Source organism: Shinella sp. AETb1-6 (assembly GCF_009826875.1).
Lineage (GTDB): Bacteria > Pseudomonadota > Alphaproteobacteria > Rhizobiales > Rhizobiaceae > Shinella > Shinella sumterensis.
Map to the genome: position 1 here is coordinate 256,393 of NZ_WUMM01000005.1, position 23,542 is coordinate 279,934.

General features: G+C 64.3%; 18 protein-coding genes and 2 pseudogenes. 8 read left to right on the forward strand and 12 right to left on the reverse strand.

Features of this window, described 5'->3' with window-relative positions; all coding sequences use genetic code 11:
- The first annotated feature begins 12 nt into the window (after positions 1-12).
- The 7 genes from GR158_RS11090 (at position 13) to GR158_RS11120 (ending at position 8,744) form a co-directional block, all read left to right on the forward strand.
- On the forward strand, positions 13-1,539 hold the full coding sequence (locus tag GR158_RS11090; RefSeq protein WP_160871139.1) for a sugar ABC transporter ATP-binding protein: 1,527 nt from the start codon (positions 13-15) through the stop codon (positions 1,537-1,539).
- Positions 1,540-1,561: 22 nt separating this feature from the next.
- A complete protein-coding gene (locus GR158_RS11095; RefSeq protein WP_134651037.1) occupies positions 1,562-2,551 on the forward strand; it encodes an ABC transporter permease in 990 nt (329 codons plus the stop codon).
- A 1-nt stretch (position 2,552) separates the two neighbouring features.
- A complete protein-coding gene (locus tag GR158_RS11100; RefSeq protein ID WP_134651036.1) occupies positions 2,553-3,572 on the forward strand; it encodes a sugar-binding transcriptional regulator in 1,020 nt (339 codons plus the stop codon).
- On the forward strand, positions 3,569-4,564 hold the full coding sequence (locus GR158_RS11105; RefSeq protein WP_160871140.1) for an aldo/keto reductase: 996 nt from the start codon (positions 3,569-3,571) through the stop codon (positions 4,562-4,564). Before GR158_RS11100 ends, GR158_RS11105 begins: the two co-directional genes overlap by 4 nt.
- Positions 4,565-4,576: 12 nt before the next feature.
- Positions 4,577-6,301 carry a glycerol-3-phosphate dehydrogenase/oxidase gene (locus tag GR158_RS11110; protein ID WP_160871141.1) on the forward strand — a complete coding sequence of 575 codons (1,725 nt, stop codon included), beginning with the start codon at positions 4,577-4,579 and terminating at the stop codon, positions 6,299-6,301.
- On the forward strand, positions 6,298-7,140 hold the full coding sequence (locus GR158_RS11115) for a class I fructose-bisphosphate aldolase (RefSeq protein WP_160871142.1): 843 nt from the start codon (positions 6,298-6,300) through the stop codon (positions 7,138-7,140). The genes GR158_RS11110 and GR158_RS11115 overlap by 4 nt, the downstream gene beginning before the upstream one ends.
- Before the next feature lie 74 nt (positions 7,141-7,214).
- Complete coding sequence (locus GR158_RS11120) at positions 7,215-8,744, forward strand: FGGY-family carbohydrate kinase (RefSeq protein ID WP_160871143.1); 1,530 nt, start codon at positions 7,215-7,217, stop codon at positions 8,742-8,744.
- A 9-nt stretch (positions 8,745-8,753) separates the two neighbouring features.
- Here GR158_RS11120 and GR158_RS11125 read toward each other — a convergent pair whose 3' ends face one another.
- The 12 genes and pseudogenes from GR158_RS11125 to GR158_RS11175 form a co-directional block, all read right to left on the reverse strand.
- Positions 8,754-9,461 carry a ParA family protein gene (locus GR158_RS11125; RefSeq protein ID WP_160871225.1) on the reverse strand — a complete coding sequence of 236 codons (708 nt, stop codon included), beginning with the start codon at positions 9,459-9,461 and terminating at the stop codon, positions 8,754-8,756.
- Positions 9,462-9,566: 105 nt separating this feature from the next.
- On the reverse strand, positions 9,567-10,667 hold the full coding sequence (locus GR158_RS11130; protein WP_134651030.1) for a chemotaxis response regulator protein-glutamate methylesterase: 1,101 nt from the start codon (positions 10,665-10,667) through the stop codon (positions 9,567-9,569).
- Positions 10,667-11,530 (reverse strand): protein-glutamate O-methyltransferase CheR, encoded by an 864-nt coding sequence (locus tag GR158_RS11135; protein WP_134651029.1) that lies wholly within the window; start codon positions 11,528-11,530, stop codon positions 10,667-10,669. Before GR158_RS11135 ends, GR158_RS11130 begins: the two co-directional genes overlap by 1 nt.
- A gap of 16 nt (positions 11,531-11,546) precedes the next feature.
- A complete protein-coding gene (locus tag GR158_RS11140; protein WP_134651028.1) occupies positions 11,547-12,041 on the reverse strand; it encodes a chemotaxis protein CheW in 495 nt (164 codons plus the stop codon).
- Between the two features lie 2 nt (positions 12,042-12,043).
- A complete protein-coding gene (locus GR158_RS11145; RefSeq protein ID WP_160871144.1) occupies positions 12,044-13,852 on the reverse strand; it encodes a methyl-accepting chemotaxis protein in 1,809 nt (602 codons plus the stop codon).
- Positions 13,853-14,037: 185 nt separating this feature from the next.
- The gene (locus GR158_RS11150) at positions 14,038-15,951 is read right to left on the reverse strand and encodes a methyl-accepting chemotaxis protein (protein WP_160871145.1); all 1,914 of its coding nucleotides are present in this window, start codon (positions 15,949-15,951) and stop codon (positions 14,038-14,040) included.
- Between the two features lie 176 nt (positions 15,952-16,127).
- Positions 16,128-17,243 (reverse strand): annotated as a pseudogene (locus GR158_RS25610) (methyl-accepting chemotaxis protein); the annotation flags it as partial.
- 483 nt (positions 17,244-17,726) lie between these two features.
- Positions 17,727-18,227 (reverse strand): annotated as a pseudogene (locus tag GR158_RS25615) (MCP four helix bundle domain-containing protein); the annotation flags it as partial.
- A gap of 12 nt (positions 18,228-18,239) precedes the next feature.
- The gene (locus tag GR158_RS11160) at positions 18,240-18,758 is read right to left on the reverse strand and encodes a chemotaxis protein CheW (protein ID WP_134651023.1); all 519 of its coding nucleotides are present in this window, start codon (positions 18,756-18,758) and stop codon (positions 18,240-18,242) included.
- Entirely contained in the window at positions 18,755-20,755 is a 2,001-nt protein-coding gene (locus GR158_RS11165; protein WP_160871146.1) for a chemotaxis protein CheA, read from the reverse strand. Before GR158_RS11165 ends, GR158_RS11160 begins: the two co-directional genes overlap by 4 nt.
- Positions 20,752-21,120, reverse strand: a complete 369-nt coding sequence (locus GR158_RS11170; protein ID WP_134651021.1) for a response regulator — start codon at positions 21,118-21,120, stop codon at positions 20,752-20,754. The genes GR158_RS11165 and GR158_RS11170 overlap by 4 nt, the downstream gene beginning before the upstream one ends.
- Positions 21,117-21,446 carry an STAS domain-containing protein gene (locus tag GR158_RS11175; protein ID WP_134651020.1) on the reverse strand — a complete coding sequence of 110 codons (330 nt, stop codon included), beginning with the start codon at positions 21,444-21,446 and terminating at the stop codon, positions 21,117-21,119. The genes GR158_RS11170 and GR158_RS11175 overlap by 4 nt, the downstream gene beginning before the upstream one ends.
- A gap of 363 nt (positions 21,447-21,809) precedes the next feature.
- Between GR158_RS11175 and GR158_RS25620 the strand changes: the two genes are divergently transcribed.
- The gene (locus GR158_RS25620) at positions 21,810-23,534 is read left to right on the forward strand and encodes a type VII secretion target (protein WP_160871147.1); all 1,725 of its coding nucleotides are present in this window, start codon (positions 21,810-21,812) and stop codon (positions 23,532-23,534) included.
- Positions 23,535-23,542 lie beyond the last annotated feature (8 nt).

The following is a 23,542-nucleotide window of genomic DNA, read 5'->3' on the forward strand; positions in this document are numbered from 1 at the left end:
AGGAAAAAACCGATGGCGGAGCCGGTGCTCACCATTCATGGCGTGACCAAGCATTTCGGTGCGGTGAAGGCGTTGACGGATGTCAACTTCACGTTGGAGCGCGGCGAGGTCCATGCGCTCTGCGGCGAGAACGGCGCAGGCAAGTCGACGCTGATGAACATCATCGCCGGCGTCCTGCAGCCGACATCCGGGGAGATCCGCGTCGATGGCGCGCCGGTGCGCATAGCGTCCCCCGCCGCTGCCCAATCGCTCGGCATCGGCCTGGTGCATCAGGAAATCGCGCTCTGCCCGGATGCGACGGTCGCCGAGAACATGTTCATGGCGGCTACCAACCGCCGCCGGTCGCCCTTCATGAATTACCGGGCGCTGGAACGCGATGCACAGGCCGTGATGAACCGCCTCGCCGCCATCGATGTCCGTCGCAAGGTCGCCGACCTGCCGATTTCCAGCCAGCAGCTCGTGGAGATCGCCAAGGCGCTGACGCTCGACTGCCGCGTCCTGATTCTCGACGAGCCGACGGCGGCACTGACGGAAACCGAGGCGCAGCAGCTGTTCTCGATCATCCGGGACCTCAAGGCGAACGGCATCTCGATCATCTATATCAGCCACCGCATGGCCGAGATCTTCTCGCTCTGCGACCGCGTGACCGTGTTTCGCGACGGGCGCTATGTCTGTACCGATCGCATCGCCGACATCACGCCTGACGATGTCGTGCGTCGCATGGTGGGCCGCGAGATCACCCAGCTTTATCCCGACAAGCGGGATGCAAGCGCGCCCGCCGGCAAAACCATTCTGTCCGTGGAAGGCCTCTCCGACGCAACGCGCTTCCACGACGTCGGCTTCGAACTGCGCGAGGGCGAAATCCTCGGCATCGGCGGCCTCATCGGGTCGGGCCGGACAGAGATCGCCGAGGGCATCTGCGGTTTGCGTCCGCGCACGGCTGGATCGGTCTCGTTGCATGGCGTGCCGCAGAAGATCCAGTCCTATTCCGACGCCGTGAAAGCAGGCATCGTCTATCTCTCGGAAGACCGCAAGGGCTCCGGTGTCTTCCTCGAAATGTCCATCGCGCAGAACGTCTCCGTGCTGGAGCTGAAGGCGCTCACCAACGGCGCCGGGCTCTTGAAGCGCCGCGCAGAAACGGCGCTGGCGGAGGATTTCGCCAGGAAACTTGCCGTGCGCATGAGCGGGGTCGAGGCACCGGTCAAGTCGCTGTCGGGCGGCAACCAGCAGAAGGTGGCGATCGCCAAGCAACTGGCCGTCAAGCCGAAGGTCATCCTGATGGACGAGCCGACGCGCGGCATCGATGTCGGCGCCAAGACCGAAATCCACCGCCTGCTGCGCGAACTGGCGCAGGCCGGCATCGGCATCATCGTCATATCCTCGGAGATGCCCGAACTGCTTGGCCTTTCCGACCGCGTGCTCGTCGTCCGGGAGGGACGCATCGCAGGCGAACTCGGCGCCGACGCGATGTCGGAAGAGGCCGTCATCCGCCTTGCCTCCGGGCTCGGCAACGAACAGGCGGCACACCATGCCGCATAAAAAGGAAGCGGGAGAGAAGACCATGGCAATCGATACGATGACGGCACCGTCGCCGAGGACATCGTCTTTCAAGCGCGTCGGTACCATGCGTGAGGCCGGGCTGATCGCCATCATTCTCGCGCTCAGCATCGCCATGACCTTCGCGTCACCGCATTTCCTGACGCTCGGCAACTTCCGCGCCATGCTGATGAGTTTCTCTGTCGATGGCATCGTCGTCGTCGGCATGACGATCCTGCTCATCGTCGGCGGCATCGATCTTGCCGTCGGCTCCGTCGTCTGCTTTGCCATGGTGCTGTCGGGTTCGCTCTTCCTCGCCGGGCTCGATCCCTGGTCGGCCTCGCTCATCGGTATTTTCGCGAGTGCGGCGATCGGCGGCGCCATGGGCTTCTTCGTGACCGTTGTCGGCCTCAACCATTTCATCACGTCGCTGGCGGCGATGGTGATCGTGCGCGGGCTCTGCCTCATCATCACCAAGGGCACGCCGCTGTCGCTCTTCACGCTGCCGGCGTCCTTCAAGCAGGTCGGGCAGGGCACCTTCTACGGTGTGCCCTATGTCATCCTGATCTTCGTCGCCGTGGTCGTGCTGTTCGATTTCCTGCTGCGCCGCGCGACTGCCTTCCGCAAGGTGTTCTACACCGGCAGCAACGAGAAGGCCGCGCTCTATTCGGGCATCAAGACCAATCAGGTGAAGTTCTGGGTCACGGTGCTGTGCTCGACGCTCGCTGGCGTTGCAGGCGTGATCTACATGTCCCGCTTCGGCGCCGCCACGCCCACATTCGGCGTCGGCATGGAACTGAACATCATCGCGGCTGCCGTCATCGGCGGGGCCTCGCTCAACGGCGGCTCGGGCACCATTCTCGGCGCCATCCTCGGCATCGCACTGCTGTCGCTCGTCACCTCGTCGTTGATCCTTCTGAACGTTTCGGTTTACTGGCAGGATATGATCAAGGGTTGCATTCTTCTCGCAGCCGTTTCGATCGATCATTTCCTGCACAAGCGGAAGGCCGTCTGACATGCCGATCGCCAGACTGAAACCATCGCTGAAACCCCGGGCAACGGCGCCGCGCGAAGAAATCGTCATCGCCCGTCAGATGCACCAGGCGCTCGTGCTGCATTTTCTTGAGGGCCTGACGCAGGCGCAGATCGCCGACCAGCTCGGTATCTCGCATGCCACCGTCAACCGGCTGATCAAACGCGGCCGCCAGCTCGGCCTCGTCGAGATCAAGATCAAGTCGCCGGTCGAGCCGCTGGTCGACCTGGAGGAACGGCTTCTGGCGCTCGGCGGCATCAGCCGCGCCGTGGTGGTGCCCACGGTTTCCGACAATCCGCAGACCGCGCTTCTCGCCGTCGGCGAGGCGGCCGCCCGGCTGCTGTTGGAGGAGATCGGCGATGGCGACACGATCTGCATCACCGGCGGCAAGGGTGTGAGCGCCGTGGTCGCCGGCCTTCAGGCGCCGCATCGCTTCGATGTCGAGGTCATTCCCGCCACGGGCTGCGTGCAGGGCAAGCACTATACCGACGTCAACCACGTCTCGACGCTGATGGCCGAGCGCCTGGGCGGCCGCTCCTGGCAGATCCATGCGCCGCTGTTTGCAGACGATGCCGCCCAGCGCGCCATGCTCATCAACATGCGTTCGGTGGCCGATGTCTTCCAACGGGCTCGCGAGGCGAAGGTCGCGGTGGTCGGCATCGGCTCGATCCTGAGTTCGGATTCGACCTACTATGACCTGCACCCCTCGCCGAGCGCGGACCGCAGCGCCATCGAGCATTCCGGTGCGAGCGCGGAACTGCTCGCCCATCTCCTGGATGGCGACGGACAGGTATGCGACTACTCGCTCAACCGTTCCCTCGTTTCGCTGACGCTCGCGGAATTCGCCTCGATCCCGACGAAGATCGGCGTGGCGAGCGGCCTCAACAAGGCAAGCTCCATTCTCAGCGTGCTGCGCGGCAATCACCTGGACACACTCGTCACCGACGAGGCGACCGGCGCGCGCATCCTCGAATTGGCCTCCGAAGAAGGACTTTCCGCATGAGCGGCGAACAGTTGATCCGTGATATCGGGCGCTCCGGCGTCAAGGCCTCGGCCGTCGGGCTCGGCACCTGGGCCATCGGCGGCTGGATGTGGGGCGGCACCGACGAGGCGCAATCGATCGCCGCCATCCAGGCGTCGCTCGATGCGGGCGTGAGCCTCATCGACACCGCGCCGGCCTATGGGCTCGGCCGTTCCGAAGAAATTGTCGGCAAGGCCATTGCCGGCCGGCGTGACAAGGCGGTCATTGCGACGAAGTGTGGCCTGGTCTGGCATACGCAGAAGGGCAGGCACTTCTTCGATCAGGACGGCAAGCCGGTCCACCGCTATCTCGGCCGGGACGCAATCATCCATGAGGTCGAGCAGAGCCTGCGCCGGCTCGGCACCGATTACATCGATCTCTACATCACCCACTGGCAGGACCCGACGACACCCATCGCGGAGACCGTCGCGGCACTGGAGGAACTGAAGAAGGCCGGCAAGATCCGCGCCATCGGCGCCAGCAACGTCAACCGCGCCGAACTGGAGCAATACATCGCGACCGGCGCGCTCGACGCGATCCAGGAGCGGTTCAGCATGATCGATCGCGAGATCGAGGCGGACCTGCTGCCGCTCACGGTTCCAAACGGCGTGGCGACGCTCAGCTATTCCTCGCTGGCGCTTGGCCTGCTCTCCGGCGCCATCGGCCCCGACCGCGTCTTTGCGGGCGACGACCAGCGCAAGGACAATCCGCGCTTTTCCGTCGCCAACCGGCAGAAAGCCAAGGATTTCGCGCAGGCGATCGGCGCCGTGGCCGAGCGGCATGATGCCAGCATCGCGCAGGTGGTGATTGCCTGGACGCTGGCGCAGCCCGGCGTGACCTTTGCGCTGTGCGGGGCGAGAAACGCCACCCAGGCGCTCGACAATGCACGGGCCGGCACGCTCCGGCTCTCGCAGGAAGACCTCGCGGTCATCAACCACGCCATTGCGGCGCACCTGGCCAACATGGACGGATAACGGACTGCCATCATGAACCGGAACGAGATTTTGGACGGGCTTCGCCAAAGCCCGAAGGTGGACGTGTGCGTCCTCGGCGGCGGCATCAACGGGCTCAGCGTCTTCCGTGAGCTGGCGTTGCAAGGCGTCAACGTGCTGCTCGTCGAGAAGGCGGACTATTGCTCCGGCGCGAGTGCGGCGCTCTCGCGCATGGTTCATGGCGGGCTGCGCTATCTCGAAAACGGCGAATTCAGCCTCGTCAAGGAATCGCTCATGGAGCGCGACAGGCTGTTGCGCAATGCGCCGCATTACGTCGCGCCGCTGCCGACGACCGTGCCGATCTTCGATACCTTCTCAGGGCTTGCCAACGGCCTCGTGCGTTTTCTGGGCCTGACGCGACGCCCCAGCCGGCGTGGCGCCATCGCCATCAAGACCGGTCTCGGCATCTACGACTTCCTGACGCGCAAGCGCGCGCTGATGCCGAAACACCAGTTTCGCAGCCGCAAGGCGACGCTTGCCAAGTGGCCGTCGCTCAATCCGTCGATCCGCAATTCGGCGACCTATTACGACGCCTGGGTCAGCCATCCCGAACGCATCGGCATCGAGCTTTTGCAGGATGCGTTGTCTGCCGGGCCGAACGCCAGAGCACTCAACTATGCGACAACAGAGCAGGCCGGCGAGGGGACCTACCTGCTGCGCGACGGCGTGACCGGCGACACACTGCCGATTGTGCCGCGGCTGATCATCAACGCCACCGGCGGCTGGATCGATATCGCCAACCGCACGCTGTTTGCCGATGCCGATACGCCGCCGCCGCTGATGGGTGGCACAAAGGGCTCGCATCTCATCGTCGACAATCCGGCGCTGCGCGACATGCTCGATGGCCACATGGTCTATTACGAGAATGAGGACGGGCGCATCTGCATCCTGTTTCCCTATCTCGGCAAGGTGCTGGTCGGCTCGACGGATATCCGTGTCGACGATCCCGGCACGGTGCGGTGCGAGGCGGATGAGCGGGACTATATCCTGCAATCGCTCGCCTTCGTGCTGCCCGGCGTCACCATACGGCCGGAGGAGATCGTCTTCCAGTTTGCCGGCGTGCGCCCCCTGCCTGCCAGCAAGGACAGCTTCACCGGCCGCATCCCGCGCGATCATTTCTGTACGGTGCTGGAGGGCAAGGATGGCGGCCCGCCGGTGCTGTGCATGATCGGCGGCAAGTGGACGACCTTCCGCTCCTTCGGGGAACTCGCCGCCGACATGGCGCTCGCCCGGCTGGGGCATGCGCGCCGCGTTGCCACGGGTGAGCGCGCCATTGGCGGCGGGCGCGGCTTCCCCGGGCATCGCGGCAGCTGGATCAGCCGTGTTTCGGCATCGACAGGCGTCCCCGTCTCGCGCGTCGAAACGCTTTTCGCGCGCTACGGCACGGAAGCCGAGGATGTCGCCCGCTTCATCGCGGCGGAAACCGACCGGCCGCTGCCGCACGAAGGATACAGCGTGCGGGAAGTCCTCTACCTCATCAGGGGCGAGGCCGTCGAACATCTCGACGACCTGCTTTTGCGCCGCACGACGCTCGCCATCTCCGGCGAAGTGTCGCTTGCAATGGTCGATGCGACGCTGGACGTGCTGGCCGGCGAAAAGGGCTGGAGCGCAGAGCGCACCGCGGCGGAGCGCGACCGATTTCTCACCCTCATGCGAGAGCGCCATGGCGTCGCGGAGGAAACCCTGTCCGCAAGGAACGAACAAAGGAGTAAACGATGAGAGACAACCGCAAGGTCAGGATGAACCGGCTGTTCGGCAATGGCCGTTGCCTGGACGTGGCGATCGATCACGGCGTGTGCAACGAACCATCCTTTCTGGACGGGCTGGAGAACATGCCAGTCGTCGTAAAGGCGCTCGTCGATGCGAAGCCTGACGCCATCCAGATGAATTACGGCCAGGCGGACCTGTTGCAGGCCTTGCCGGGCAAGGACAAGCCGGCGCTCGTCATGCGCGTCGACATGGGCAATCCGTATAACCGCATCCGCCACCGCGACATGTGGGCCGTGCTCCAGAACGAGGCGGAGCCGTTGATCGGCGCACTCGAGATGGACGCTGCCTGCGTGGTGGTCAACCTCTTCATGCTGCCGGACGAGCCCGATCTTTTCCGCCAATGCGTGCAGAACATTGCGCGCGTGCGTGCCGACTGCGAGAAATACGGCATGCCGCTGATGATCGAGCCTTTGGTCATGCAGCCCGTCACGGAGCGTGGCGGCTACATGGTGGATGGCGATGCAGACAAGATCGTCACGCTGACCCGCCTTGCCAGGGAAATGGGCGCGGATATCGTCAAGGCCGATCCCACGAGCAATGCCGAGGATTTCCACCGCGTCGTCGAGGCGGCGCGCTGCCCCGTGCTGGTGCGCGGCGGCGGCAAGGAAGACCTCTCGGCCGTCTTTGCGAAATCTGCCGCCTTGATGCGGCAGGGCGCAATGGGCATGGTCTACGGGCGCAACATCTACCAGCATGCCAATCCGAGCGCCGTCGTGCGCGGCCTGATGGCGATCATCCATGCGGATGCGAGCGGCGAGGAGGCCTATTCGCTCTATCAGCAGGGCTGATGTGAAGCATGCACCGGGGACGCCAGCGCGTTCCCGGCGCCGCGAAGGAAAGCGAACCTTGGGAGGGGTTCAGGATGCCGAAATATCTGTTGGGGCTCGACGCGGGCAATACCGTCATCAAGGCGGTGATCTTCGATCTCGATGGGCGCGAACTCGCCCATGCGGGGCAGGAGGGCAAGAGCCGCATGCCGCGGCCCGGCCATGTCGAGCGCGATCTCGGCGAATTCTGGGAGAATGCGAAGCGCGTGATCGCCACCTGCCTGGAGAAGGCGGGCATCGTTGCGAGCGACATCGCGGCCATCGGCTGTGCGGGCCACGGCAACGGGCTCTACGCGCTCGACCGCGACGGCGAGCCGCTCATCGGCATCCAGTCGATCGATACGCGCGCCACCGGCCTTGTCGAGGAATGGGCGTCACAAGGCGTCGGCGACCGGACCTACCCGATCGGGCGCCAGCGTCCCTGGCCTGCCCAGACACCGACCCTTCTTGCCTGGCTGAAGCGCTCGGAGCCCGCGCTTTTCCAGCGCATCGGCACGGTGTTCTTCGCCAAGGATTTCGTCGTCAACCGCCTCACGGGAAAGCGGATCAGCGAGATGTCGGACATGTCCGGTGCCGGCCTGCTCGACCTTGCTGCCCGCCGCTATGACAGGACGCTGATGGAGGCCTATGGCCTCGGCGACTGCATGGACCTCCTGCCGCCGCTGATCGAAAGCGCCGACATCGCCGGGACGGTCACGCAGGCTGTTGCGCTGGAAACGGGTCTTGTGGCGGGCACGCCCGTCGTCGGCGGGCTGTTCGACGTCGTCGCCTCCGCGCTCGGTTCCGGCGTGTCGCGCACCGGCAGCGCCTCGGTCATTGCCGGCACCTGGAGCATCAATCAGGTCGTGATCGACGGGCCGGATCTGGACGGTCCCGTCTTCATGTCGTCGACCTTCGACCGCACGCGCTACATGGCCATGGAGAACAGCGCGACTTCGGCGGCCAATCTGGAATGGCTGGTGCGGGAGTTCTTCGAGGGCGCGCATGACGAAAGCGTCTCGCCCTTCGATGCCTGCTGTGCGCTTGCCGCCGCAGTCACACCGGCCGCCGACGATCCGCTCTACCATCCCTATCTCTACGGCGCCCAGCAGGACGGCCATGCGCGGGCGGGCTTCTACGGCATGGCGGGCTGGCATACCAAGGGTCATCTGATCCGGGCGCTGCTGGAAGGCGTCGCCTTCGGCCACCGCCAGCACATCGAGACCATCCGCAAGGCCGGAGCGCGCTTCGAGGAGGCGGTGCTGTCAGGCGGCGGGTCGCGCAGCATGCTCTGGCCGCAAATCTTCGCGGATGTGCTCGGCGTACCGGTGTCCGTCGCGGTGTCGCGCGAGACCGGTGCGCTCGGGGCGGCTATTGCCGCCGGCACGGGTGTCGGTCTCTTTGCCGATTTTACCGAGGGCGCGAATGCGATGGTGCGCAGTGACCGGCACTACCGGCCGAATGCCGCGATGGCGGCACACTACAGCCGCCGCTATGCCCTCTATGCGGATATCGCGGCTGCGATGACGCCGCTCTGGCGGCGCCTTTCAATGACCGACAATACCGCGACCGGTGTCGCGGCGTGATGAGGGGATTTAAGCCACCTTGCGCAGCACGGTCGCGCTTGCCGTGGCGGGGATCGCCATCTGCTGCAGCACGTCGATCGCCATGGCGTGGGCGTTTTCCTGCGCCTTGTCGAGATTGCTGACGCGTCGCGGATCCATCGAATAGAGCGTGCCGCCGCAGCCGAAGATATCGCGGAAGGCCGCACGCTCGCCGATGACTGTTGGAAGCAGGTGCACGCGGCGTGCCGCCAGCAGGTCCTTCACCGCGTTCATCGCGCGCGTCGTCACCATGGCGTTGACGCGGGTCAGCACGACGGAATGGCGGATGCGGATGTTCGCCTTGTCTTCCAGATATTGCAGAAGCTCGATGACATTGGCGCCGCCCTGGGCATCCATGGCCGAGCCCTGAACGGGGATCAGCACGTAATCGGCATGGCCGACGGCCTTGGCAAGCAGGGAGCTGCGCGAGCCGGGCAGGTCGATCAGCACGAAATCGGCACGCGCTTTCTCTTCGGCGAGCTGGCGGTCGATGGAGTTCATCGTGACATAGGGAACGACGTTCAGCCGTTTGCCCAGCAGGCCCTCGGAGGTCTCGTACCAGCGGGTGATCCAGTGCTGCGGATCGGCGTCGAGCACGGAGACGCGGTAGCCCATGCGGGCAAGTTCGGTGGCGAGCAGCAGGACGGCGGTGGTCTTGCCGGCGCCGCCCTTGGTGTTGGCGAAGGTGATGACGGGCATGAGGTCCCCCGGAATGGTTCTCGAGCCGATCATTGCTCGCCTGGGGCACCTTGCATGGTGCGTCGTCATCCTCGCCAACTATGGTTAATCGTTGGTGTATTTTTCTCAATGCCGCCGGTCGGCAGCGAGAATTTCACGCGCGATCTGGTCGAGCGACACGATCTTGTCGACGCCTCCATGCGCGATCGCTTCCTTCGGCATGCCGAAGACGACGGAGGAGGCCTCGTCCTGTGCCACGGTATAGGCGCCGGCCTGGTGCATCTCGGCCATGCCGCGTGCGCCGTCATCCCCCATGCCCGTCATGATGACGCCCATGGCGTTGGCGCCGGCCGCGCGCGCGGCGGAGCGGAACAGCACGTCGACGGACGGGCGGTGGCGGGAAACAAGCGGCCCCTCGCGCACGGCCACATGGTAGCGCGCGCCCTGACGCTCCAGCATCATGTGCCGGTCGCCCGGGGCGATCAGCACATGGCCGCGCAGCACGGGATCGCCGTGAACCGCTTCCTTGACCTCGACCTCGCACAGCGAGTTGAGGCGCTTGGCAAAGGCGGCGGTGAATTTTTCCGGCATGTGCTGGACGATGACCATACCCGGCGAATTGGCCGGAAGCTGTTCCAGCATGACGCGCAGCGCCTCCGTGCCGCCGGTTGAGGCGCCGATGCATGCCACCATCTCGGTGGTCTTTGCCATGGCGCGGCCGGAGGGCGGCGGCAGAACGGCATCGGCGGTCAGTTTCGTGGTCACGTTGGCGCTGGCGCTCGCGGCCGCCATCGCGCGGCGAACGGCCCCGAGACGGGCGACGGCCGCACCTTTCACCGCCTGGCGGATGCGCGCGCCGGATTCCGCGAGGTGGTCGGCAGCGCCGATCTTCGGTTTGAGGATGATATCGACGGCGCCGGCTTCCAGCGCCTGCATCAGCGTCTCGGAGCCTTCTTCCGTCAGCGAGGAGCACATCACCACCGGGATGGGCCGCTGCGACATGATCTTGCGCAGGAAGGTAATGCCGTCCATGCGCGGCATTTCCACGTCGAGCGTGATGACGTCGGGCATTTCCTCCTGGATCTTCTTGGCCGCCATGAACGGATCGGAGGCGGCCCCCATGACCTCGATTTCCGGATCCTGCTCCAGCACATGGGTCAGCGCCTGGCGCACGCTGGCGGAGTCGTCGATGATGAGAACGCGGATCTTCTTGGTCGGAATGGGCATCAGATCTTCTTGAAAACCGTGTTGGCGACCTGGCGCACCGGCAGGGAAATGCCGGTGACCGTTTCGGAATGCCCGACATAGAGGAAGCCGCCGGGCAGCAGGCAGTCGCACAGGCGCGTCAGCACCTTGGCCTGGGTCGGCTTGTCGAAGTAGATCAGCACGTTACGGCAGAAGATCATGTGCATGGGTTCGCCCACCTTGTAGGCGTTGTCCATGAGGTTCATGCGCGCGAAGCCGACCGTCGCGCGCAGGCGCGGATGGACACGGACCTCGCCACGCGCGGCGTCCTTCGAAACCATCACGTATTTGCGACGCATTTCGGGGGACACGGGCTGGATCATGTCGCGCGGATAGACGCCGCGCCGCGCGGCCTGCAACACGTCGGTCGACAGGTCGGTGGCGAGGATGCGATAATCCATGCCGGACGTCTTCTCGATAAAGTCCTGCATGACCATGGCCATCGTGTAAGGCTCGGCGCCGATGGAGCAGGCCGCGCTCCACAGCCGGAAGCGCTTGTGGCCGGCTGCCGCCATTTCCGGCAGGCCCGTCCGTTCCATGAATTCGAAATGCTTGGGCTCGCGAAAGAAGTCCGTCTTGTTCGTCGTGACGGCGTCGATCAGGAAGATGGCTTCCTTCTCGATGCCGCCATGCTTGAAGAGGTAGTCGCAATAGCTGTTGAAGTCCGGGATGCCGGTGGCTCTCAGGCGCCGCCGAAGACGGCCCTCCAGCATCGTCAGTTTGGTGATCGGCATCTTGATGCCGCTGTAGTCGTAGATGAAGCGGGACAGGGCGTCGAAGTTCCGGCTGTTCAAGCCGTCCGGGCCCGTCTGCGCCTGCGTTTGTAATGCTGCTGCTGCCGCCACGCGGTCCTCCTGAAACTTATGCCGTGGCCGCAAGGCGGTTTGCCGTGCCCATCATCGCCACTTCGGAACTGGAGAAGAGGCGTGCGAGATCGACGATGACGACGAAGGCGCCGTTCCGGCGCACGACGCCGGAAATGTAATCGGAAGGCCAGCGCACGCCGATATCGGGCGCGCCCTCGATCTCGTCGTTACGGAACGGCACCACTTCGTAGACCCGGTCCGCGACGAGGCCGAGCGTCAGGATCTTCCCGTCGATCGGCACGTCGAGCACGAGCGCCCGCGTGTTGTGCGTCTTCTGCGTCTTCGTCATGCCAAGACGAAGACGCAGGTCGATGACCGGCACGCCCTGGCCGCGCACGTCCCTCAGCCCGAGCAGGTAGTCGGGGCCGTGCGGTATCCGGAAGGCATCCTCATGATCGAGGATTTCCCGGACGACCGAAACGGGCACCGCGAAGACCTCGTTGTCGAGAGAGAAGGTGACGTATTGGGATTCGGAGGACGGACCGGTCATGATCAAGCGCTTTCTCTGAAGTCGGCGTCGTCGGCGTCGGGGCCACCCATCGACATGTCGAGGGCAAAGCCGCGGGCACGAGCCTGCTGGGCATTGACGCTGTTGTCTGCCTTGCGGAACGCCGTGGCGGCCGGCTTGGCGGGCTGGCGAGCGGCGACGGGAGCGGGGCGGCGCTGCATGGAGACCTGGGCGCCCGATGACATCTCGACCCGGAAGAAGGCGATCGATGTCTGCAGTTCCTCGGCCTGGGCGGCGAGTTCTTCCGACGTGCCCGACATCTCCTCGGATGCGCCGGCATTCTGCTGCGTCACCTTGTCGAGCTGCTGGATCGCTTCGTTGATCTGCGAGGCGCCGATATCCTGTTCGCGGCAGGCGGCCGAGATTTCGGAGATCAGTTCGGCCGTCTTGCGGATATCCGGCACCAGGCGGGTCAGCATCTCGCCGGCTTCGGTCGCGACGGAAACCGTCTGGCCGGAGAGCGTGCTGATTTCGGCGGCGGCAGCCTGGCTGCGTTCGGCAAGCTTGCGCACTTCCGAGGCGACGACAGCAAAGCCCTTGCCATGTTCGCCGGCACGGGCGGCTTCCACCGCGGCGTTGAGGGCGAGCAGGTCCGTCTGGCGGGCGATTTCCTGCACGATGGAGATCTTTTCCGCGATGGTGCGCATGGCGCCGACGGCACGGCCTACGGCCTCGCCGGAGGCTTCGGCATCCTTGGCGGACTGACGCGCAATCTTTTCGGTCTGTGCGGCGTTGTCGGCATTCTGCTTGATGTTGGCGGCCATCTCTTCCATCGAGGCGGATGCCTCTTCGGCGGACGATGCCTGTTCGGTCGCACCCTGCGAGAGGGTCTCGGAGCTTGCCGAGAGTTCCTGGCTGCCGGACGAGACGTTGCTTGCGGCCGAAAGCGCATCGGCGACGACGCCGCGCAGGCGTTCCACCATGCTCTCCAGCGAAAGGCCGAGCGTATCCTTGTCGGAAAGCGGCTTCGGCGTGACCGTCAGGTCGCCATTGGCGATCTGGTCGGCGATGGTGGCGGTGTTGCGCAGGTTGCCGGTCATCACATTGATGGTGTCGACAAGGTCCTTGATTTCATCGTTCGTCCTGACATCGATATTCTGGTCGAGGTCGCCGATCGCGACAGCTTCCGCAGCTGCCTTGATCTTGCGCAGGCCGACATTGATGCCGATGGCGATCCAGATGGCAGCGCCAACCGCGAGAAGCAGAGCGACGCCGGAAATGGCCATGATCAGGTTGCGCGTCGTGGCATATTGCGCATCGGTTGCACGATCCGCCGCCGTCATCATCTCCTTGTTGGCTTCGATGCGAGTCTTGATGGTCTCTTCCATCTCGTCCATGACGCGACGGCTGTCCGTCGCGACGAGACGAATGGCTTCAGACGCATTGCCTGCCGCTATCAGGGAACGGACCTGATCATCGAGGCGGACAACCTGCTTCTGCTTTTCGCCGATATCCTTCCACTGCTGCAGCGCAGCCGGATCCGAGGCCAGGCCGATGAGCGTGTTGAGTGTGTCGTCGAAGCCCTGGCGGTTGCGATCTCCGGCCTCGATGTAGGACGCGGCATCACGCGGGTTTGTCGATGTCGCGAGGTTCATCTGCGAGCGTACGAGACGCAATTGATAGTTCGCAAGATTCTGCGCGGCTTCAAGCCGGGCCGCGGGGCCTGCGATCATGTCGCTGATCGCGGTGTTGAGCGCAGAAAGGCTGATTATGGCGTAAACCGACGTGCCGGCGAGCATGACAATGATGATGCCGAACGCGATCGCGAGTTTGAGTTTGATGGTGAAACGCATCTCAAGAGGTCTCCTTGATCACAGATGCCGTATTGTGGCGAGACACCGATGCGGTGTCCGTTATGCGTGAAGACCGATACACTCACCCTTCCGCGGGCCGCCGAAGCGACCCTTGAGCCGGCGCGTACACACGCCGGATTTCTTCCGCCGCGCCTCCGTGGTGGGTGCGCGGCGGTCATGTTCAATCACGCGCTTTCGCGGAAATCGTCATCGTCCGCGTCGGGGCCACCCATCGACATGTCGAGGGCAAAACCGCGGGCGCGGGCCTGCTGGGCGTTGATGCTGTGGTCCGCCTTGCGGATCGGCTTGGCCGCCGGCTGGCGGGCGGCGACAGGCGCTGGACGACGCTGGGCGGCGGCCTGGGCGCTGGACGAAAGATCGACCCGGAAGAAGGCGATGGATGCCTGCAGCTCCTCTGCCTGTGCGGCGAGTTCTTCCGACGTGCCCGACATCTCCTCGGATGCACCGGCATTCTGCTGCGTCACCTTGTCGAGCTGCTGGATCGCCTCATTGATCTGCGAGGCGCCGATATCCTGTTCGCGGCAGGCGGCCGAGATTTCGGAGATCAGTTCCGCCGTCTTGCGGATGTCCGGCACCAGACGGGTCAGCATGTCGCCGGCTTCCGTTGCCACGGATACGGTCTCACCGGAAAGCGTGCTGATTTCGGCGGCGGCAGCCTGGCTGCGTTCGGCGAGCTTGCGCACTTCCGAAGCAACCACGGCGAAACCCCTGCCATGTTCGCCGGCACGGGCGGCTTCCACCGCGGCGTTGAGGGCGAGCAGATCGGTCTGGCGGGCGATTTCCTGCACGATGGAGATCTTTTCCGCGATGGTGCGCATGGCGCCGACGGCCCGACCCACGGCCTCGCCGGAGGCTTCGGCATCCTTGGCCGACTGACGCGCGATCTTCTCGGTCTGTGCGGCGTTGTCGGCGTTCTGCTTGATGTTGGCGGCCATCTCTTCCATCGAGGCGGACGCCTCTTCGGCGGACGATGCCTGCTCGGTTGCGCCCTGAGACAATGTCTCCGAACTCGACGACAGTTCCTGGCTGCCCGACGACACGTTGTTGGCGGCGGAAAGCGCATCGGCGACGACGCCGCGCAGGCGCTCCACCATGCTTTCCAGCGAAAGGCCGAGCGTATCCTTGTCGGAAAGCGGTTTCGGCGTGACCGTCAGGTCGCCATTGGCGATCTGGTCGGCGATGGTGGCGGTGTTGCGCAGGTTGATGACCATGCCCAGCATGGCGTGACCCAGCGTATCCTTGTCGGAAAGCGGCTTCGGCGTGACCGAGAGGTCGCCCTTGCCGATCTGGTCGGCAATATTGGCCGTTTCGCGCAGGTTGCCGGTCATGACATTGATGGTCGAGACAAGGTCCCTGATCTCGTCATTCGTCTTGACGGAGATCGTCTGGTCGAGGTCGCCGATTGCGACGGATTCAGCGGCTTCACGGATCTTGCGCAGGCCGGAATTGATCCCAAGGGCGATCCAGAACGCCGCACCTATGGCAAGAACGAAGGCGATCGCGGTGAGGGCTGCGAGAGTGTAAAACGCGCTTGCATAGCGGGCATCGGCGGCGGCGTCGGAATCCTTGATCGCCACCTCGGTCAGTGCGGCCAGGTCCTCGGTCATCTTGTCGAGCTTCTCACTGGCGACGGTTCCCTCCGTCTGGTTGAGCTCGATCGCCATGTCACGCTGTCCCGACGCGACGAGCGCGACCATTCGTTCGTTGATCGCGAGGTAGTCGTCCCAGAAGTCGTTTATTTCCTGCCACTTCGCCTTGAATTCATCCGTGGCGGTTTCCTGGCCATGCTTCAGCGCCGTCTCGAAAGCCTCGCGCTCCGCGGCCATTGTCGATTTCGCCTTGTTGGCGCGCTCGAGCGTCGAGGCCAGCAGGAGGTCCGCTTCGGCGAGGCCAAGGCCGTCGAAGGCGCCGGCGAGCTCGTTGGCATAATCATCCTGCTGGATTGGACCTTCAAGAAGGCTGTCACGGAGCGCGTTCATCTCGCTCATGCTCCGGACGCCGATACCAGCAGAAACACAAAGCAGAATGATCAGAAAGCCGAAGACGAGGGCGAGCTTGAATTTGATGGTCAGGCGCATCTAGTAGGTCTCCTTGATCACAGATGCCCTGTTCCGGCGGCACACCGAAACGTGGCGTTCTTTATGCGTGAAGACCGATACATTCACCCTTCCGCGGACCTTCGAAGCGGCCCTTGAGCCGGCGCGTACACACGCCGGTGTTCCGCCGCGCAGGTTCTGCGCGGCGGATTGTTCAATCACGCGCTCTGGCGGAAATCGTCATCGTCGGCGTCGGGGCCGCCCATCGACATGTCGAGGGCAAAGCCGCCGCTGCGGGGCGTCTTGGCCGTGGCCGGCGCCGCACGATAGGCCGGGGTCGCGGCCGGGCGCTTGGCGACCGGCGCCGCCATGCGGGCTGCCGTTGCCCGCAGCTTGTCGGCATGGTTCTGCTCGCTGCGCGCGGCGTTGTCGACCCGGAAGAAGGCGATGGAGGCCTGGAGTTCCTCCGCCTGGGCGGCGAGTTCTTCCGACGTGCCCGACATCTCCTCGGATGCGCCGGCATTCTGCTGTGTCACCTTGTCGAGCTGCTGGATCGCTTCGTTGATCTGCGAGGCGCCGATATCCTGTTCGCGGCAGGCGGCCGAGATTTCGGAAACCAGTTCGGCGGTCTTGCGGATGTCAGGCACCAGGCGGTTCAGCATCTCGCCGGCTTCGGTCGCGACGGAAACCGTCTGGCCGGAAAGCGTGCTGATTTCGGCGGCCGCAGCCTGGCTGCGTTCGGCGAGCTTACGCACTTCCGAGGCGACGACCGCAAAGCCCTTGCCATGTTCGCCGGCGCGAGCGGCTTCCACCGCGGCGTTGAGGGCGAGCAGGTCGGTCTGGCGGGCGATTTCCTGCACGATGGAGATCTTTTCGGCGATGGTGCGCATGGCGCCGACGGCGCGGCCCACGGCCTCGCCGGAGATTTCGGCGTCCTTGGCCGACTGACGCGCGATCTTCTCGGTCTGCGCGGCGTTGTCGGCGTTCTGCTTGATGTTGGCGGCCATCTCCTCCATCGAGGCGGATGCCTCTTCGGCAGAGGACGCCTGTTCGGTCGCACCCTGCGACAGCGTTTCCGAGCTCGACGACAGTTCCTGGCTGCCCGACGACACGTTTTCGGACGCGGAGAGGGCATCGGCCACGACGCCGCGCAGGCGCTCGATCATCGTGTTGACATAGCCGAGCAGGTCGCCGATCTCGTCCTTGGTGGTGATATCGGCAAAGCGGGTGAGATCGCCCTCGGACACGGAGCGAACCGCCTCGTTGGCCTTGCGCAGGCCGCGTGCGATGGAAACCACGATCCATGACGCGGCGGCGGCGGCGATCAGTGTCGAGATGGCGAGAAGAGCGATCAGCAGCGACCGGCTGTTTTCGTAAGTCTCGACCGCGGCCTGGAGATCTTCCTTCTGGCGTTCGCCGTTGAAGGCGACGAGCTCGTTCAGCGAGGCGACGGCCTCTTCGCGCGCGGCGCGCATCTCGTGGTTGGCAAGCCGGCCGGCTTCGAAGTTGTTGCGCTCGAGTGCCAGCGCGTTGCCGCGGTCCGCGGCGTCCTTGACGGCCGCGAAGCTCTTCTGCACCTCGACGGCCAGCTGGCGGGCGTTGCCCTGCAAGCCTGCGACGAGCATCGAGATGTTCGTTTCGATATCGGAACCGGCCTTGGCATAGTCTGCCGCCCAGTTCGTCTGGCGCTCCGGATCGCCGCTGGCGAGAAGGATATTGCGGTGCTGGCGGAAGAAATCGCTGATGCCGGCGCGCAACTCCGAGACGCGGCTGAAGTTTTCGATCGCACCCGGCTCACCGCGATTGGCAGCCTCCTGCAGCGTCTTCGACAAGCGGATGATGTTTTCTTCTGCAGCGGATATGGCCGCACTGCCATCCGTCGTGGAAATCCGCAGGGCCTCGGCATCGGTGTTCTTGCGCGTCAGCGCCTGCATCTTCAGGTTCTGCGCCCAATAGAGCTCCCACTTCTTGGCGAAACCGTCGAGGATGGCGCGGCCCGCGTCCGTCGTCAGCTTCGAGCGGACGTCTGCCAGCGTTGCAGCGATCTCACCGTTTCTTGCCTCAAGGGTCCGGGCAATTGCCGCCATCTCCTCGTGGTCCTCGCTGAGGATCATCTGGCGGGTCTGGGACGCGACGTCGGTGGTCAGGGTCTCTGTCCGGCTCAGGCCGAGCGTGGCGGCCGCGCGGCCGTTGACGACCCGTTCCATCCGGTTGTTCAGCTCGCCGAGATCCTGCACCGCGACGTACATGCTGACGCCGGAAAGCAGGATGACGGTCGTGAAGGTCGCTATAAGCTTTGTCTTGATCGCAATACGCATCGTTTAAATCCTTTAGTTGGTCCCGGCTGCAACGCCGACACGGTCTCTCTGCGGGGCAAAAATCGCCTGCAGGTTCGGGACGATGATGAATTCTCCGTCACGTTTGACGAGGCAGCTGATGTAGTCCGCCCGCCAGCGCATGCCGACGCTCGGCGGCGGTTCGCTCGCGACCTTGGGCAGCGTGGTGACTTCGTTGACCTTGTCCGTGCGGATGCCGATCAACGTCGTCTCGTCGTCGAGCAACAGCTCGATGACGATGATGCGGCTGTCGATCGTCGCCTCGACTGCCTCCATCCCGAAGGCAAGGCGGATATCCGACAGGGGGATGACCTTGCCTCGGAAGTTGATGACGCTGGAGACGAAGGGCTTGCTGCCGGGAACGTGGGTCTCCGGCAGGAGATCGAGGATTTCCTGCACGACGGTCGCTTCGATGGCGAAGGTCTCACCGTTGAGATTGAACGTCAGGACCGAAAGGTCCTCGTCCGCGCCCCAGATTGCATCATGGTCGAGTTTTCGTGCTGCTTCGCTCATCCTGCCGCCCGCAATTGCGCCTCCTGCTGCTGTCCGACCGCGACCAGGTGGGTGACGTCGAGGATCAGCGCCACGCTGCCATCGCCGAGGATGGTCGCGCCGGAGAAGGTGACGACGTCATGGTGCAGTTTCGACATGGATTTGATGACTGTCTGGTGGTCGCCGATGATCTGATCGACGACGAGGCCGACGCGCTCCGAACCCGTCGAGATGACGACGACCTTCTGGTGCGGATCGGGTTGCGTTCCCGTGCGGAAGAGCTCGCGCAGGCGCAGGAAGGGCACGAGGCTGTCGCGCAGCGAGATGAAGCTGCGGCCGCGCGAGCGGACATCGTCCTCCAGCGAGATTTCCAGGCATTCCTCGACCGCCGAGAGCGGGATGACGTAGCAGCCGTTGCCGACGCGCACGAGCAGGCCCTCGATGATGGCGAGCGTCAGCGGGATGCGCAGCGACACTTCGGAACCTTCGCCGGGCCGGCTTGCAATGTCGATCGTGCCGCGCAGCGCTTCCACCGTCTTCTTCACGACATCCATCCCGACGCCGCGGCCGGACAGGTTCGTGACCTGCTGGGCGGTCGAGAAGCCGGGCTGGAAGATCAGTTGGAGAAGATCCTGGTCGGCAAGCGTTGCGCCCGGCTGGATGAGCCCGGAGGCCTCCGCCTTGGCCCGGACGCGATCGCGGTTGATACCGCGGCCGTCGTCCTTGATCGTGATGATGACCTCGCCACCCGTCTGGTGTGCCGAGAGCGCGACGCGGCCCTTGGCGGGCTTGCCGGCTGCCACGCGCTCATCGGGCTGTTCGAGGCCATGGTCGATCGAGTTGCGTACGAGATGCACGAGCGGATCGGCCAGCCGGTCGATGACCGTCTTGTCGACTTCGGTGCTTTCGCCTTCGGTGATGAGCTCGATCTCCTTGCCCGTCTCGCGCGACAGGTCGTGCACCAGGCGGCGGAAGCGGCTGAAGAGGCTGGCGACCGGCATCATGCGCAGCACCATCATCGTGTCACGCAGTTCGCCGGACAGCCGTTCGATTTCCTCCGAAACCGAGCGCAGGCCAAGATCGGCGGCGGTGCCCGCGAGCTGGGTCAGGCGCGACTGCGCGATGACCAGCTCGCCGACGCGGTCCATCATCTCATCAAGGCGTTCGGCCGGGACGCGGACATTCTCGGCGGTCTTGTTCTGCTTGGGATCATTGGCCGCCTGCGGGGGCTCGCGCTCGGTGAAGACGGGCGTCAACGGTGCGGCCGGCTCGACTTTGGCGGCCGCTGCAGCGACAGGGCGCTCGGCGGCGATTTCCGTGATATCAAGCTCCATCTCGTCCATGACGAAGATGAACACGTCCTCGATCTCGCTGCGTGGACGTTCCGTCTTGAGCGTCACAAGCCAGTGGAGATGGATGTCGCGCGGATCGAGCGCATCGAGCGAGGGCACTTTGGCAGTGTCGGCGACAATGGTGCATTCGCCCAGATCACGCATCTCGTCGAGCAGGCCGAGCGGGTTGGTGCCGTTGGCCATGGCGTTGGTCGGCAGGCTGAAGCGGATGCGCCATTCGCGCATGCCACCGGCATCGTCGCCGGCAGCCGCAACCGCCTCGACGTGTTGCGGGGCCGAAGCGGGCATGCCCGCACCGTTGACGGCGCGGTGGAGGCCTTCGAGCAAGGCTGCGCTGACGGCGTCGTGATCGCCGTTCGGTGTTTCGAGCAGGGCGCGCATATGGTCCTGCGCGGAGAGAACCGCCGAGACGAGTTCCTGTGTTGCCGGGACATCGCCTTTGCGCACCCGGTCGAAAGCGGTCTCGCAATGGTGCGTGAAGGCGGCGAGCTGGTCGAAGCCGAACATCGCGCCGGAGCCCTTCAGCGTGTGCAAACCGCGAAAGACCGCGTCGATCTGATCGCGGTCGTCAAGGCGGCGGGTGAGGTCGAGAAGGCCGGACTCGATCTGCTCCAGCAGTTCGGCAGCTTCTGTCCGGAAGACTGAGATCGGGTCCGGGTTGCTCATCTGCCGAGGACCTTTCGGGCGATCTTGACGAGGCTTTCGGGGTCGAAGGGTTTGGTGAGCCATCCGGTGGCGCCGGCCGCCTTGGCCTGTGCCTTCAGCTCGCCGTCGGACTCCGTCGTGAGAAAGACGACCGGAACGCCGGTATGCGCGGGCAGCTTGCGCAGCTCGCGGATCATCGTGAGGCCGTCCATGTTGGGCATGTTCAGGTCGGTGACGACGAGGTCGTATTCCCCGCCCTTCAGCTTGTTCAGACCGTCAAGGCCGTCGACGGCCTCTGTGACGGTGTAGCCCGCATTGCCGAGCGCAATGCGTGTCGTCAGCCGGATGCTGGCTGAGTCGTCGACGGTCAAAATCTTTGCGGTCATAAAGTCTGCTCCTGATGTAACCAGAATTGGGCGGCGTCGGGTGTCAGCTCATCGAGAAAGCCGCCGCGCCGGAGAGCCTCGCGCAACTCGCCTGCCGCCGGTCGCGCAAGTAGAACACGTCCCGTCTTCTCTGCGGCGTGGCTGCGTGCTGCAACGACAAGCTGCACGAAGCTGAGATCGACCTGCGCATCATCGGCGATATCAAGTACAATATCGGCATTATTGTCGATGGCGCCCAGAATTTTCTCGTGAGCTTCAAGTATATTTTTGATCGTTAGCGTTTTTGGTAAGGTTAACGACGTGTGATCGGGCGCAGGCGACGACATGGAGGCCTCGATATAAGGTTTTTGCGTAGATTATTTTCCTGTGCAAATTCCCAGCTCATGCTTAACGAATTGTGAATCGGGAGAGACGAAATCCACCAATTGGGGGAAATGCAAAAAGAACATCATTATTCAATGGATCTAGAATATACGATTAAACAGTTGAATAATATGATAAATCAAGTCAATTAGAGATAGTTAATACTATTTATGAACCACTAATTCTAGGGATGCGTGCAAGCAGCGCATAATGCGTGCCGGGGGCCCAAAAGAGCGTTTTCGCCTCTATGAGGGAATCCGAATTTACTGGCCGTTACATTGTTTGCCTTAGCGTCGGCTCTGGGATTCTTGAAGATGGGGTATGGCGTGTCAGGAACAGCGGGCGCATTGCGGCTTGAGCAGCAGACGAATGAAGCCGAACTCGTGTCGCGGCTCGAAGGCGCGCGTTCTCGTATCGAGCAACGCTTTCTCGATGGCGGCGTCGTGCTGCTCGGCGTGCTCGACGTGCTCAACCGGCTCGTTGCGTCGCTGGAAAACCTCTCCGGTTCGCTGGGGGGCGATGAGACGGAAGCCACCACGGCGCGCCTCCTGGCGACGATCGACCAGCTGACGGCCTTGCCGGGCATCGAGGAGACGCGCCAGCAGCGGCTCGCCGGTGTGGCGCTCACCGAAAAATCCCTCGGCGCCCACATCGCCGCCATGCAGGAGACGTTGCGCTACCTGCGCACCTTCGCCACCACAGCCAAGATCACCGGCGCCGCGATCCCCGATTTCGCCGGCTTTGCGGAAGAAATCCTCGAACGCATTCAGTTCGGCACGCGAGAGGTCAACGCCCTCGGCAGCAAGATCAGCACGCTCGGCACCGTCATTTCCAGCGCCTCGGCCGGTGGCGGGGATGCGCTGGAGCGCTTCCGCAGCAGCGTGCCCGATATCGCCGGCAACCTTTCACGCAACGCCGCGGACCTCGGCACGCAGCGCCGGCATCTTTCGCAGCTGGCCGGCAAGGTCGGCGCGTTGGCTCGCGGCGTGCAGGGCAAAGTGGCAACGACGCTCTCGGCCATGCAGATCGGCGACATCACGCGCCAACGCATCGAACACTGCCAGTCGGCCCTGACGATGCTCGAAGCGGAGCTGACGGCGGGCGGCTTCGACATGGAAGCATCGGCGCGCCTGACGCAGTTCATCCGCCATCTCGTCCACGCCCAGTTGGCGGAAATCGCGCGTGATTTCGAGCGCGAATGCCGCACCGTCGTCCAGACGATCCGCAGTTTCGGCGCCGATGTCGATAATCTCATGACGCTCTATCGGGAGATGGATGCCGGCGACGGCGCGTCCGCCGACCGCGCAATGCGCACGCTGGAGGCGGATATCGCCGCTGCGCGTGCGGTGGTGCGCGACATCGAGCAAGTGGCCGACAAGGCCAACACCCTTGGCGAAAGCACGGTCGCCACGGTGCGCGAACTTCTCAACGGCGTGAAGACCATCCAGCTGGTGCGCACCGATATCCAGTATATGGCACTCAACACCAACCTGCGCTGCAGCAAGCTCGGCGAGGAAGGCCGCGCGATCAATGTCGTCACGGCGGAGCTGCGCAGTTTCTCCAGCCAGCTCGACGAGACGGCGGAGCGCATCCTCACGGCGCTGCAATCGCTTGAAGAGGATGCCGGCAAGCTTGGCGCCGTCGGCGCTGCGGCCGGTGACCCGCTCGATGCGCGGCTTGAAGACGTTCTCGGCCATCTGCGCCAGACCGGTGACCGCATGGAAGAGGATATGACGGCCCTGCGCGCCTGCGCGGTCGATGTCACCGCAACGGCCGGACGCATGGTGGAGGGCCTCGATTTCAATGCCGAACTCGGCGATGTCCTTGCGGATTGCACGGCGCGGGCGGGCGATCTCAGCGGGCCCGAGCTGCCGGATACGACCGGCCTCGAAGCCGTGCTTGCCGATCTCGGCGCGCGGATCGCCAGGACCTATACGATGGTGTCCGAGCGGGATGTGCACGCCCGCATCTTCGGCGTGGCCGCCGAGCCGACGGCCGCACCCGCTGCCGCCGGCAGCGATGAGGACCTCTTCGAGGACGCCCTGTTCTAGAGCATTTC